Below are 13,809 nucleotides of genomic sequence, written 5' to 3' on the forward strand. Positions count from 1 at the left end.
AGACTCCCAGCCATGAAACGCTATCTGCGGTTTTGTCTCGTTTTCCTGATCAGCCTGGCGCTTCCCCTCAGCGGGATGGCGGGCGTGCAGGCACCGACAGAACCCTGCCCGATGCAAGCCATGGGCATGGCGATGATGGACGGCATGAACATGGATTGCTGCCAGGACATGAAAAGTCCTGCCGACCATGGCTCCCCCTGCAAACCCGGCCAGGAGTGCAAGACCGGCGGCCTGCTGCAAGTCGCGATCCTCAAGCCGCCCGTTACCGTTTTCAGCCCTGTCACGCATTCGTTCTTCAGTGATTCCCTTCCCATAGCGGCCCCGTCCGGGGTCTGGCGACCGCCCCGCACCTGATTCCTGTCTCCCCTTGAAGCTCATTCCGCCCAGGCGGAGTGATTTGGCTGTGCGCGTGTTTTTCGCCGCGCGCAGTGGACGATCACAGGAATCGTAAACATGACATTCAAGTGCAATTGCACGGGTTGGCCTTTGGTGGCCGGCCTTGCGGCAAGCGTGCTCGCGTGGCCGGGTTTCGCCACCGCGCTGACGCTCGATCAAGCGCTGCGTCTGGCCGAAAACAATGCGCCGTCGCTGACCGCACAAGATCAGAAAATCCAGGCCGCCAGCAGCGCGGCCATTCCGGCGGGCGAGTTGCCCGATCCCAAGCTGTTGCTCGGTGTGCAGAACTACCCCGTGGGCGGCCCGGATCGCTGGAGCGTCGATCACGACTTCATGACCATGCAGATGGTTGGTTACCGGCAGGAGATGCCCAACGCAGACAAACGCAAGGCGCGCATCGAGGTTGCCGACGCCGCCATTGAACGCGCGGCGGCCGAGCGCCGCGTCGAGCGTTTGAAGGTGCGTCAGGCGACGGCGCTGGCGTGGATCAGCGGCTATTCGGTCGAGCGCAAGGAAGCGTTGTTCCAGGACTTGTTCAAGGAAAACCGCCTGCTGAGCGAGACCGTCCGGGCGCAGATCGCCGGTGGCCGCGCGCAACCTGCCGACGCGGTGACGCCGAAGCAGGAAGCGGCCCGACTCGCCGAGCAACAGGACAACCTGACCCTCGAGCGCACCCAGGCCCGCGCCGCGCTCAAACGCTGGATCGGCGCAGCTGCCAACGACAAGCCCGAAGGCGGTTTGCCCGTGTGGCCGGTCGATGCCTCGACCTTCAATCATCAACTGCAACACCACCCCGAGCTGGCCGCTTTCGCCCCCATGACCCGCGAAGCCCAGGCCAGGGTGCAAGAGGCGGTGTCCGAGAAAAAGTCTGACTGGAGCTGGGAAGTGGATTACCAGCATCGTGGTCGGGAGTTTGGTGACATGGTCAGCGTGCAGTTTTCCTGGGATCTGCCGCTGTTTCCCGAGACGCGGCAGAACCCGAAAATCGCCGCCAGACTGGCCGAGGTCAGCCAGTTGCAAGCCGAGCGCGAAGCCCTGTCCCGCGAGCACACCGAGCAGCTTGAGAACCAGTTGGCCGACTACCAGCGCCTCGATCGTGCCGTGCGCCGCACCGAGGACAGCCTGGTGCCGCTGGCCAGAGAGAAAGTCGATTTGAGCCTGGCCAGTTATCGCGCCGGCCAGGGCGATTTGAATGCGGTGGTCAGCGCCCGCCACGAACTCATCGAGGCCCGCCTCAAACAGATCGACATGGAAGAACAGCGCGCGCTGACCGCTGCACGCCTGCATTTCGCTTATGGGGAGACCAGCCTGTGAACCTTAAACAATGGAACGGCGTGTGGCTGGCCGGCCTCGCGCTGGCGGTGGGCGTGGGTGGCGGTTACGGATTGGCCTATCAGCGAATGAAGGGTGTAACGGCTTCAACCCCTGCGCCGAGCGCTGAGCCCAAGGCCTTGTACTGGTATGACCCGATGTTCCCGCAGCAGAAGTTCGACAAACCGGGAAAATCTCCGTTCATGGACATGCAACTGGTGCCGCGATACGCCAGCGGCGCGGAGGGCAGTGCGACCGTCAGCATTGATCCGGGGCTGAGTCAGAACCTCGGTCTGCGTGTGGCGCCGGTCAGTCGCGGCACCTTCACCTCGAGCCTTGATGTGAGCGGTGTGCTGGCGTTCAACGAGCGCGATGTCGCGGTGATCCAGGCGCGCACCAACGGGTTTGTCGAGCGGGTTTACGCCCGTGCGCCGGGGGATGTGCTCACGGCTGGCGCGGCGTTGGCCGACATCCTCGTGCCGGAATGGACGGCGGCCCAGAGCGAGTTTCTGGCGCTCAGGCGCAGCGGCGATGCCGACCTGATCGCGGCGGCGCGCCAGCGGTTGCGGCTGACCGGGATGCCAGCAAGCTTGATCGCTCAGGTGGAACGCAGCGGCAAGGTGCAGTCCGAACTGACGGTCACCAGCCTTTTGGGCGGCGTGTTGCAAGAACTCGATGTGCGGGCGGGCATGACCGTGGCGACGGGTGAAACCTTGGCGCGGGTCAACGGGTTGAACAGTGTCTGGCTCGCCGTGGCGGTGCCGGAATCGCAGACCGGTTCGGTTGCCGTGGGGCAGGCCGTTGAAGCGCGTTTGCCGGCCTTTCCCGGTGGCGTTTTCAACGGAACGGTCAGCGCGATTCTGCCGGACACCAACCCGGACAGCCGTACCCTGCGCGTGCGGGTCGAGCTGTCCAATGCCGATGGCCGCTTGCGGCCGGGGATGACAGCACAGGTGCGGCTGAACCGATCGACCGGACAAGACAGTCTGTGGGTGCCCAGCGAGGCAGTTATCCGCACCGGCAAGCGCGCCTTGGTCATGCTCGCCGAAGAAGCGGGGCACTATCGCCCGGTGGAGGTGCGGCTCGGCCAGGAAAGCGTCGGCAGAACGGTGATCCTCGAAGGCCTGGCAGAAGGGCAGAGCGTCGTGACGTCCGGCCAGTTCCTGCTTGATTCCGAGGCCAGTCTCAAGGGCATCGTCGCCGAGCCGCTTGAAACGGGCGGGAACGTTTCGGGGAGTCAGCCATGATCGCCGCGCTGATTCGCTGGTCCGTCGCCAATCGTTTTCTGGTGCTGCTGGCGACGCTGTTCGTCACGGGCTGGGGCGTGTGGTCGGTGCAGAGCACGCCGATCGATGCGCTGCCGGATCTGTCCGATGTGCAAGTGATCATCCGCACGCCGTACCCCGGACAGGCGCCGCAGATTGTCGAGAATCAGGTGACCTATCCGCTGACCACCACCATGCTCTCGGTGCCGGGGGCGAAAACCGTACGCGGTTATTCGTTCTTTGGTGACAGCTTCGTGTACGTGCTGTTCGAGGACGGCACCGATCAATACTGGGCGCGCTCGCGGGTGCTGGAGTACCTGAGCCAGATTCAGAGTCGTCTGCCGGCCAGCGCCAAACCGGCGTTGGGTCCGGACGCCACCGGCGTTGGCTGGATCTATCAGTACGCGCTGGTGGATCGCAGCGGCGGGCATGATCTGGCACAGCTTCGGGCGTTGCAGGACTGGTTCCTCAAGTTCGAACTCAAGACCCTGCCCAACGTCGCCGAGGTCGCGACCGTCGGCGGCATGGTCAAGCAGTATCAGGTGCAGCCTGATCCGGTGCGGCTGGCCAGCCTCGGCATCACCCTGGCGCAGGTGCGCGAAGCCATCGGCAAGGCCAATCAGGAAACCGGTGGCGCCGTGCTGGAAATGGCCGAAACCGAATTCATCGTGCGCGCTTCCGGCTACCTGAAGACGCTTGATGATTTTCGGGCGATCCCGCTCAAACTCGGCGTGGGTGGCGTACCGGTAACCCTGGGTGATGTTGCAACGGTTCAGACCGGGCCGGACATGCGCCGGGGCATTACCGAGCTGGATGGCCAAGGTGAAACCGTCGGCGGCGTCGTGATTCTGCGCAGCGGCAAGAACGCCCGCGAAACCATCGCGGCGGTCAAGGCCAAACTCGATGACATGAAAAGCAGCCTGCCGCCCGGCGTAGAGATCGTCACCACTTACGATCGCAGCAAGCTGATTGATCGCGCCGTGGAAAACCTCAGCCACAAACTGCTCGAAGAGTTCATCGTCGTCGCGCTGGTGTGCGGGATCTTCCTCTGGCATCTGCGCTCTTCGCTGGTGGCGATTATCTCGCTGCCGGTGGGCGTGCTGATCGCCTTTATCGTGATGCGTCATCAGGGGCTGAACGCCAACATCATGTCGCTAGGCGGGATTGCTATCGCCATTGGTGCGATGGTGGATGCGGCGGTGGTGATGATCGAGAACGCCCACAAGAAAATCGAGGCGTGGCACGCGGCCAATCCGGGGCAGGCGCTCAAGGGCGAGCGCCATTGGCAGGTGATGACCGACGCGGCGGCGGAGGTGGGGCCGGCGCTGTTTTTCTGTTTGCTGATCATCACGCTGTCGTTCATTCCGGTGTTTACCTTGCAGGCCCAGGAAGGGCGGCTGTTCGGCCCGCTGGCGTTCACCAAGACCTACGCCATGGCGGCGGCAGCGGGATTGTCGGTGACGCTGGTGCCGGTGCTGATGGGCTACTGGATTCGCGGACGGATTCCGGATGAACGCCACAACCCGCTCAACCGCTGGCTGATCCGGATCTATCAGCCGGTGCTGGACGTGGTGCTGCGCCGGCCGAAATTCACGTTGCTGGTGGCGCTGTTGGTGTTCGTCAGCGCGGCCTGGCCGATTTCGCGACTCGGTGGCGAATTCCTCCCGCCACTGGACGAGGGTGATCTGCTGTACATGCCTTCGGCCTTGCCGGGTTTATCGGCGCAAAAAGCTGCGCAGCTGTTGCAGCAGACCGATCGACTGATAAAGACCGTGCCCGAAGTCGAGCACGTGTTCGGCAAGGCTGGCCGCGCGGAAACCGCTACCGACCCGGCACCGCTGGAAATGTTCGAAACCACGATCCAGTTCAAGCCCCACGATCAATGGCGCCCGGGCATGACCCCGGAAAAACTTGTGGAAGAGCTGGATCGCGTAGTGCGCGTGCCGGGGCTGACCAACATCTGGATTCCACCGATCCGCAACCGCATCGACATGCTCGCCACCGGAATCAAAAGCCCGATCGGCGTCAAGGTCGCCGGCAATGATCTGGCCCAGATCGACGCCGCGACCCAGGCCGTCGAGCGGGTGGCCAAAGGTGTGCCCGGCGTCAGTTCGGCACTGGCCGAGCGGTTGACCGGTGGCCGCTACATCGACGTGGATATCGACCGCAACGCCGCCGGCCGCTACGGGCTGAACATCAGCGATGTGCAATCCATCGTCGCCGGTGCCATTGGCGGGGAAAACGTCGGGGAAACCATCGAGGGGCTGGCGAGGTTTCCGATCAACATCCGCTACCCGCGAGAGTGGCGTGATTCGCCCGGCGCACTGGAGCAATTGCCGATCTACACGCCTTCCGGCAGCCAGATCACCCTCGGCATGCTGGCGAAAATCAAGGTCACGGACGGCCCGCCGATGCTCAAGAGCGAGAATGCCCGGCCGTCCGGCTGGGTGTACATCGACGTGCGCGGGCGGGACATCGCTTCAGTGGTGACCGATTTGCGTCGCGCCGTCAGCGAACAGGTGAAATTGCAGCCTGGCATGAGCCTGAACTATTCGGGGCAGTTCGAGTTTCTGGAGCGGGCCAACGCGCGGCTGAAACTGGTGGTGCCGGCCACGCTGCTGATTATCTTCGTGCTGCTCTATCTGACGTTCGCTCGCTTCGATGAGGCGCTGCTGATCATGGCCACGTTGCCGTTCGCATTGAGCGGCGGTGCGTGGTTTCTTTATCTGCTGGGCTACAACCTGTCGGTCGCCACCGGGGTCGGCTTTATTGCGCTGGCCGGGGTTTCGGCCGAGTTCGGCGTGATCATGCTGCTCTACCTGAAAAACGCCTGGGCCGAACGAGAAGGCCTCGGCGACCACACCGAGCGCGGGTTGATCGCGGCGATTCGCGAAGGAGCGGTGCAACGCGTGCGTCCCAAGGCCATGACCGTAGCCGTGATTATCGCCGGCCTGTTGCCGATTCTGCTCGGCAGCGGCACCGGCGGCGAAGTCATGAGCCGCATCGCCGCGCCCATGGTTGGAGGCATGGTCACGGCGCCGTTGTTGTCTTTGTTTGTCATTCCGGCGGCGTATCGCCTGATGCGCCGTCGACGGTTGCCCGTTGAAAACAAGTCACCTGAAAGCGACGGTACTGCCATCCAGCCGTAACCCGGTGACGAAAAAACCGGTGCGAACGTTCGCACCGGTTTTTTTATTGTGGGGTTTGGTCATCAGATCGATCGCTGATTGACCCGCTGCATCAATTCCTCCGCCGATTCCTTGCGCTCGGAATAGCGATCCACCAGGTCCGGGCGATCACGCAGCAACAGCGTGAATTTCACCAACTCTTCCATCACGTCCACCACCCGGTCATACAGCGCCGAGGGTTTCATGCGATTGCCTTCGTCGAATTCCAGATAAGCCTTGGGCACCGACGACTGATTGGGGATGGTGAACATGCGCATCCAGCGGCCCAGCACGCGCAGTTGATTGACCACGTTGAAGGACTGCGAACCGCCACAGACCTGCATCACCGCCAGGGTTTTGCCTTGGGTCGGGCGCACCGCGCCGAGGGCCAGCGGCACCCAGTCGATCTGGGCCTTGAACACCGCCGACATCGCACCGTGACGTTCGGGCGAACACCAGACTTGACCTTCGGACCATTGCATCAGCTTGAGCAGTTCCTGGACTTTCGGGTGATCGCCCGGTGCATCGTCCGGCAGCGGCAGACCCGAAGGATTGAAGATTCGCGTCTCGGCACCGAAGTGTTCCAGCAGGCGGGCAGCTTCTTCGACCAGCAGACGGCTGAAGGAGCGCGGGCGGGTCGAGCCGTAGAGCAACAGGATGCGCGGTTTGTGGGCGCCTTCGTCACGCGTGGTTTTTTGAACCAGTGTGGGATCGAGGTTGGGCAGGTCGTTCATGTCGGCTCCGGTTACAGCGTGCTGATGCGGTCGAGCTCGCGCTTGAGGGCATCACGGTCAAGTTGGGCGAAGGGCAGGGCGAGGAAGGCCCGGCAGCGGGTTTCGATTCGGGCGAGGGTGGCGCGGAAAGCGGCGTCGATGGTGCGCTCATCGCCGTGCACATCCGACGGATCCTCCAGTCCCCAATGGGCTTTCAGCGCCGGGCCGAAATACACGGGGCAGGCTTCACCGGCGGCCTTGTCGCACACGGTGATGACGATGTCCGGCGGGTTGTCTTCGAAGGCTTCGTTGCCCTTGCTACTCAATCCATCGATTGAAATGCCGGCCGCCTGCAACGTGGTCAGGCTGCGTGGCAGCACCTGGCCTTTGGGGAAGCTGCCGGCACTGACGGCTTCGAAACCGGGTGGTGCCAGATGGTTGAACATCGCCTCCGAGAGAATGCTGCGGCAGCTGTTGGCGGTGCACATGAATAGAACGCGCATGGTGATTCCTCTTTCCAGACAGGCGTTAAACGCTCAGGCGCAGGGCCAGGGCAGACAAGGTGATGAACAGAATCGGCAGGGTCAGCACCACGCCGGTCTTGAAGTAATAACCCCAGGTGATGCGGATCCCTTTGCGCTCCAGCACGTGCAGCCAGAGCAGCGTCGCCAGACTGCCGATGGGGGTGATTTTCGGGCCCAGGTCGGAGCCGATGACGTTGGCGTAGATCATCGCTTCGCGTATCACGCCGACGGCATCACTGGCCTGGATCGACAACGCGCCCACCAACACCGTCGGCATGTTGTTCATCGCGGACGACAGCAGGGCGGTCAGAAACCCCGTCCCCAATGCCGCGCCCCAGAGCCCGGTGCCGGCCAGATAATTCAGTGCCGTCGCCAGATAATCCGTCAGCCCGGCGTTCTTCAGCCCGTACACCACCAGGTACATGCCGAGCGAGAAAATCACGATCTGCCAAGGGGCTTCGCGCAGTACACGCCGGGTCGAAATCACATGACCCCGCGCCGCCACCGCGAACAGCAGAGCCGCGCAGACTGCAGCAATCGCACTGATGGGAATGCCCAGCGGTTCCAGGGCGAACAGACCGATCAGGAGCAGCCCCAAAACGATCCAGCCGACACGGAAAGTCAGCCGATCGCGGATGGCCAGTCGCGGATCCTGCAAGTCATCCAGTGAGTAATGTGTGGGTATGTCACGCCGGAAAAACCAGTACAGCACCCCCAAAGTGGAGGCCACGGCAACCACGTTGACCGGCACCATCACCGAGGCGTACTCGCTGAAGCCAAGGTCGAAATAATCGGCGGAAACGATGTTGACCAGGTTGGACACCACCAGCGGCAGGCTCGCGGTATCGGCGATGAAGCCGGCCGCCATGACGAACGCCAAAGTGGAAGCCGCCGAGAAGCGCAGGGCGAGCAGTATCGAAATCACAATCGGCGTCAGGATCAACGCCGCGCCATCATTGGCAAACAGCGCAGAAACGGCCGCGCCCAACAACACCGTAAAGGCGAACAGACGCCGGCCATCGCCCTTTGCCCAACGGGCGACGTGCAACGCGGCCCACTGGAAAAAACCGGCTTCGTCGAGCAACAGGCTAATGATGATGACGGCAATGAACGTCGCGGTCGCGTTCCAGACAATGCCCCACACCGTGGGAATATCGCTCAGGGTCACAACCCCGCTCAGCAGCGCCAGCACCGCGCCGAGCGTCGCACTCCAGCCGACACCCAGCCCCTTCGGCTGCCAGATGACCAGCACGATGGTGAACAGAAAAATGGCAAAAGCAAAAAACATGGGAATCCCGAAAGCCTGAGGCTTAGCAGCAAGCGGAGGTGTTGAGCGGGCGATCGCCCATGGCCGCCAGCCGTGCGCTGTTTTCTTCCAGCCAGGCGGTGTTGGCGGCGAGCGTGGTTTCAAGCAACGTGCGAATCCATGCCGGCAAATCAGGGTTGAGCCGGTAATAAACCCACTGGCCCTGACGGCGATCCAACAGCAGGCCGCAGGTGCGCAGTTGCGCGAGATGGCGGGAGATTTTCGGCTGACTGTCGTCCAGCGCGCAGACCAGTTCGCAGACACACAACTCACCCTCACGGGTGATCAGCAGCGTGGCCCGGGCGCGGGTTTCGTCGGCGAGGCATTTGAAAACGGAGGCGGGGGTGAGCATGACGATGCCTTCAGTACATATGGTTGCCCGAATATACGGATATCCATATGTGTTGGGCAAGTCTTGAGTGTGAAGAAGTGACAGCTCTCGACCGAAGGTGTGTTTAAAGCAGGCGCTTCAACGCTTGCTGAACGCCAGCCGCGCGGCAAACAGCACGAAAATCATCCCGGTGGTGCGATCCATCCAGCGAATTACCTTCTCCCGGCGCAGAAAACCGGACAGCGGCTGCGTCGCGCCAATCAACACCAGCGACCAGATCAGCCCGAGCACCACATGAATGCTCACCAGCCCGAATGTCCACGGCACCAGCGGCTGCCCCTGCGGGATGAACTGCGGCAGAAACGACACGTAGAAAATCCCGATCTTCGGATTCAGCACATTCCCCAGCATGCCCTTGAAAAACCAGTTCGCCCCCGGCTTGCCGTCGGCCTCGGCCGGTGCCAGCGAGCGGCGAGGGCGCAGCAACATGTTCAACCCCAGCCACGCCAGATACGCCGCGCCACAATACTTCAACAGGTTGTAGGCCAGCTCCGACACCGCAATCAACGCCCCCAGCCCAAACGCCACCGCCGCGCCCCACAACAAACAACCGGCATTGATCCCTAACGCCGCACGCAACGCCTGCTGCTTGCCCTCGACGGTGGCGGTGCGCAGCACCAGCGCGGTGTCGAGACCGGGTGTCAGAGTCAACAACGTGGCGGCGAGGGTGAAGGCGAGGAGGTTGTCGGCGATGGACATGGTGCGAGGGTTCCCTGTTCTGGATGGGGGGAACGGTAGCGGTTTCAGACGGGGGGATCCAGCAGGGCAATCAGGCGCGGTTCGATGCGGTCGGGTTGTATCTCGAGGATCGCCGGCGTGGATGATCCGGTCACAGCCCTGGAGCGCGGCGAGGGCTTCGGGGCGGAGGAGGTTGTGGGTGTCGGAGATCAGGGCGGTTTTCATGGGGGCCGTGGCGTTTCCGGGAAGGAATGGCAGCTACAGGTTGATTCCACAAACCATAGCTGACGTTCGGCTGATAGTCCCCTGAGTTCTCTTGCCGTGCGGCAGACACGATCTAGACTCCTATCGCCATGGAGCCTGTGATGTTGAGCGTGAGTCTCGATTGAGAGCCCACCGTAGTACGCATCTTCGCCTCCCAAACGCGGACTACATAAGGATGTCGATGATGCGTCACTCGCTGAAATTGCTTTCTACTGTTCTTCTGGCGTTACCCTTGGGGGCACCTTCAATTTACGCAAAGGAGCAGACACAAGCTGCTTCGCCGCAGATTACCCAGCCCGCGACCGGCGTGGTGATCCACCCGGAGTACGCCAGGACCATTGCCCGGATGGCCTATATCTGGGGCTGGCCGATGGTGAACATGCTCAACCGCAATGACACCATCACCAAGGCACCGCATCCCGGCTTGCTAGGAGGCATCCTGCCGGTGGCGCCGCGTGGGCAGCTCGGCATGTTGCACGACTACATTACCCCGCAGGAAACCTTCGTCACCTGTCCCAATCAGGACGTGGTCTACGGCTTGGGCTTTTTCTCACTGGATGAGGAACCTGTGATCGTCCAGGTGCCGGATTTCGGTGAGCGCTTCTGGGTCTATTCGATCTACGACCAGCGTACCGATCAGGTGGGCGAACTGGGCAAGCCGTACGGGACCAAGCCGGGGTTCTATCTGTTGGTGGGGCCGAACTGGCAAGGCGATAAACCGGAAGGTGTCGAGGCGATCATCCGTAGCCCAACGCTACTGGCCAACGCTATTCCTCGGATTTTCATGGATGACACCAAGGAAGACCGCGCGGCAATCCAGGAAAAACTCAATCAGGTGGCCTTCTATCCGCTCAAGGACTTTGACGGAAAGATGAAGACCATCGACTGGAAGAACACTCCGGACATCCCTAACCCCAGTGCAGCCAAGGCCAGTGGTGGCGAGACCAAATGGGTGATTCCGGAGAAGTTCTTCGACCAGTTCCCCAAGGTGCTCGACATGGTTCCACCGCTGCCGGGAGAGGAGGCGTTGTACGGCCAGTTCAGATTGCTTCTGGATGCGGCGAACAAAGATCCGGCGCTGAAGAAGTTGCTGGTGCAGACAGCAGTGGAAAGCGAGCAAGGCATCATCAAGCCGTTTTTCGAGTGGAAGCATAACGGTCGCCCAGCGGGCAACGGCTGGAATCGCTCCACCAACAATGCCCGGTTCGGTATCGACTACTTCAACCGCACCGGAACCGCCAAGTCGAACATGTTCGACAACCGTCCGACCGAGACCCAGTACTTCTACACCGACTTCGACCAGTCGGGGGCGCAACTCAACGGCAATCATAGCTACGAAGTCACCTTTGCCGCCGGCCAGGAGCCACCCGTGCAAGGCTTCTGGTCGCTGACCCTGTACAACGAAAAACATCTGTTCAGCACCAACAAGCTCAACCGTTATTCGCTGGGTACCAAGAACAAGGATCTCAAGCGTAATACCGACGGCTCGCTGACGCTTTATGTTGGCCCCGTTTCGCCGGGCAAAGGTAAGGATAGCAACTGGCTGCCGTCACCCAAGGAGCCAATTTCCCTCTATATCCGCGCTTACTGGGGTAAAGAGCCGATCCTGGATGGCAGTTGGAAGCCACCGGTGATCAAGAAAACCAAGTGAGCCGGTAAGCCGGTGATTCCTTTGAGTCGCAGCGGTGCGCAAGGTGCGACGCCGCGATCATTCTGGAGATTGATCATGGGTTCAATGCAACGGACATTCGCACTTTCAACGCTGGCTGCCGCATTGGCTTTCATACCGGTAGCACAGGCGGCAGACCAGGCACCGGCCTCGCCACTGATCAAACAACTCAACAACGGCAACTGGCTCGACCAGAAGGAAGCCGAGAGCCTGCGAGATGAGTTGTACTATCAGCGCGCGGTCCACGCCTACATGACCATGCTGCCCCTCCTTAACACCATTGGCATGCGCGATGGCTCGGAGAAGGCATTCGGTGCCGGTTACAACGTGTTGCCGATCTGGAAAGAGCGCATGGACGCACGAACCATGGTGCCCACGCCCAACGCCGACGTGATCTACTCCATGAGCTACCTGGACCTCAAGGAAACCGGGCCGCTAGTGGTCAAGGCGCCACCGAATGTGATCGGCATGTTCACCGACTTCTTTCAGCGCACCCTCACCGACGTCGGCTCCATCGGGCCTGATCGCGCCCGTGGCGGCCTTTATCTGCTGCTGCCGCCGGACTACAACGGGCCTGTGCCGGGCGGTTACTTCGCCGTGAAGTCACGTACCTACAACGTCTTTCTGTTCTTCCGCACGATCATGGCCAAGGGTGACGGCAAGCCCGACCCGGCACCGGCGGTGAAGGCGGCGCAAACCACCCGCGTCTACCCGTTGTTTGCCACCGAAAAAGACGTCAAGCCTATGGAGTTTCCTGACGCCAGTGGCAAGGCGTTGAACATGATGTATCCGACGGACAACGAGTACTGGATCAAGCTCAAGGCGTTTGTCGACTACGAACCCGTGGAGGCCATCGATCCAGAACTGCGCGGGGTGCTGGCATCCATCGGCATCATCAAAGGCGTGCCGTTCAACCCTTCAGAAGGTCAGAAAGCCCAGTTGAAGAAAGCGGTGGAAACGGCACCGAAAATGATCCTGGCCAACCGCCAGTTGGGGCGCGAAGACAAACGCAATCTTTATTACAAGGATCGCCAGTACGAAAACACCTGGGCGGGTGGAACCAACGACTGGATGCAGGACAGCTATCTGGATGTCAACCAACGGGCCAACTTCTTCCAGTTCGCTTATTCCTCGGCACCGGCCATGGTGATGCACACCACCGGTGCGGGTTCGAAGTACCCCTTTACTGGTCGCGACAAGGACGGCAAGTTTCTCGAAGGTGGCGGTATCTACAAACTGCGCCTGCCGGCGAACCCGCCGGCAGCACTGTTCTGGGCTGTAACCGCCTACAACATCACCGACGGCACCATGCCGGAAACCAAGCAGCTGCTGCCGTCCACCAACGGCTACTACGACATACCCAAGCAGGCGGATGGCTCCATCGAAATCTGGTTTGGCCCGGAGAAGCCAGCAGATGTGGCCGACGCTGCATTCATCCAGACCATCCCGGGCCGCAACTTCCTGGTAGCGCTGCGCCTGTATGGGACTGAAGACTCGTTCTACGACCAAACCTGGAAGCCCGATGACGTCGTGAAGGTCAAGTAGGCCGTGTGAAGTGCTGGCGGACAACAGGCCGCCAGCACTCATTCCTTCTGCCGTTGCGTACTATCCAGTCACCACAGAGGGCAGCGTTTAGCTCTTCACCTCAACATGATCCAACGCCTGATTCACCGCCAATTCACTCAACATCACCAACTGCGCAATCCCGATCGCCGTCTTGCGATGGGCAGGCTCCAGCGTGGCAGCAAAGTTATTAAGCATTTCACTCGCCGACCCCAGTGATTCGCTGGCGTTGGCCAGCAGGGACTCAGTGTCGTAAGCCGGGTTGGCCAGGTACATGGGGTCGTGTTTGGTGTGGCTACCCATGATCCGTTGCTGCGGAGTGAGGTAGTGATCGAGGGCGCGTTCGGCGGCTTCGTTGAGGGTTCGGGAATCGGGGAATTTGTAGGGTGAAACCGGATCGGTTTCTGGTGGGTTCGGTGTTGGTTTGAACATGGATGAATTCTCTAGCGCGATTACCAAAAGGAGCCATCACCCTTCGCTACCAAACGTTGGGTGGCGGCCATACGCGGGTTGGTAGACCGGTCGCACTAGAACCCGGCGCCCACGAATGAGCCCCACGCAT

Annotated in this window: 12 protein-coding genes; 6 read left to right on the plus strand and 6 right to left on the minus strand. The window is 61.4% G+C overall.

The genetic code is table 11. From position 1 onward, the window contains the following. Positions 1 to 12: 12 nt before the first annotated feature. The 4 genes from KJY40_RS13790 (at position 13) to KJY40_RS13805 (ending at position 6,121) form a co-directional block, all read left to right on the plus strand. Positions 13 to 354, plus strand: coding sequence for a hypothetical protein (locus KJY40_RS13790; protein ID WP_230737469.1), 342 nt, complete (start codon positions 13 to 15; stop codon positions 352 to 354). Between the two features lie 99 nt (positions 355 to 453). Beyond that, on the plus strand, positions 454 to 1,710 hold the full coding sequence (locus KJY40_RS13795; RefSeq protein WP_230737470.1) for a TolC family protein: 1,257 nt from the start codon (positions 454 to 456) through the stop codon (positions 1,708 to 1,710). Continuing rightward, a complete protein-coding gene (locus KJY40_RS13800; protein ID WP_230737472.1) occupies positions 1,707 to 2,954 on the plus strand; it encodes an efflux RND transporter periplasmic adaptor subunit in 1,248 nt (415 codons plus the stop codon). Before KJY40_RS13795 ends, KJY40_RS13800 begins: the two co-directional genes overlap by 4 nt. Beyond that, the gene (locus tag KJY40_RS13805) at positions 2,951 to 6,121 is read left to right on the plus strand and encodes an efflux RND transporter permease subunit (protein WP_230737474.1); all 3,171 of its coding nucleotides are present in this window, start codon (positions 2,951 to 2,953) and stop codon (positions 6,119 to 6,121) included. Before KJY40_RS13800 ends, KJY40_RS13805 begins: the two co-directional genes overlap by 4 nt. Positions 6,122 to 6,183: 62 nt before the next feature. Here KJY40_RS13805 and arsH read toward each other — a convergent pair whose 3' ends face one another. The 5 genes from arsH to KJY40_RS13830 form a co-directional block, all read right to left on the minus strand. Beyond that, a complete protein-coding gene (gene arsH, locus KJY40_RS13810) occupies positions 6,184 to 6,873 on the minus strand; it encodes an arsenical resistance protein ArsH (RefSeq protein WP_230737477.1) in 690 nt (229 codons plus the stop codon). A gap of 11 nt (positions 6,874 to 6,884) precedes the next feature. Further along, entirely contained in the window at positions 6,885 to 7,355 is a 471-nt protein-coding gene (locus tag KJY40_RS13815; protein WP_230737478.1) for an arsenate reductase ArsC, read from the minus strand. Between the two features lie 25 nt (positions 7,356 to 7,380). Further along, positions 7,381 to 8,664 carry an arsenic transporter gene (locus KJY40_RS13820; RefSeq protein WP_230737479.1) on the minus strand — a complete coding sequence of 428 codons (1,284 nt, stop codon included), beginning with the start codon at positions 8,662 to 8,664 and terminating at the stop codon, positions 7,381 to 7,383. A gap of 22 nt (positions 8,665 to 8,686) precedes the next feature. After that, the gene (locus KJY40_RS13825) at positions 8,687 to 9,034 is read right to left on the minus strand and encodes a metalloregulator ArsR/SmtB family transcription factor (RefSeq protein WP_085611839.1); all 348 of its coding nucleotides are present in this window, start codon (positions 9,032 to 9,034) and stop codon (positions 8,687 to 8,689) included. A gap of 117 nt (positions 9,035 to 9,151) precedes the next feature. After that, positions 9,152 to 9,772 (minus strand): LysE family translocator, encoded by a 621-nt coding sequence (locus KJY40_RS13830; RefSeq protein WP_064595875.1) that lies wholly within the window; start codon positions 9,770 to 9,772, stop codon positions 9,152 to 9,154. Between the two features lie 475 nt (positions 9,773 to 10,247). Here KJY40_RS13830 and KJY40_RS13835 point away from each other — a divergent pair, with 475 nt between their 5' ends. Together KJY40_RS13835 and KJY40_RS13840 are read left to right on the plus strand one after the other, a co-directional pair. Beyond that, entirely contained in the window at positions 10,248 to 11,666 is a 1,419-nt protein-coding gene (locus tag KJY40_RS13835; RefSeq protein ID WP_230737480.1) for a DUF1254 domain-containing protein, read from the plus strand. A gap of 75 nt (positions 11,667 to 11,741) precedes the next feature. Further along, entirely contained in the window at positions 11,742 to 13,229 is a 1,488-nt protein-coding gene (locus KJY40_RS13840) for a DUF1254 domain-containing protein (protein ID WP_230737481.1), read from the plus strand. Between the two features lie 87 nt (positions 13,230 to 13,316). Here KJY40_RS13840 and KJY40_RS13845 read toward each other — a convergent pair whose 3' ends face one another. Beyond that, positions 13,317 to 13,679 (minus strand): DUF6124 family protein, encoded by a 363-nt coding sequence (locus KJY40_RS13845; protein ID WP_230737482.1) that lies wholly within the window; start codon positions 13,677 to 13,679, stop codon positions 13,317 to 13,319. Positions 13,680 to 13,809 lie beyond the last annotated feature (130 nt).

The organism is Pseudomonas fitomaticsae (genome assembly GCF_021018765.1).
In the GTDB taxonomy this organism is placed as follows: Bacteria; Pseudomonadota; Gammaproteobacteria; order Pseudomonadales; family Pseudomonadaceae; genus Aquipseudomonas; species Aquipseudomonas fitomaticsae.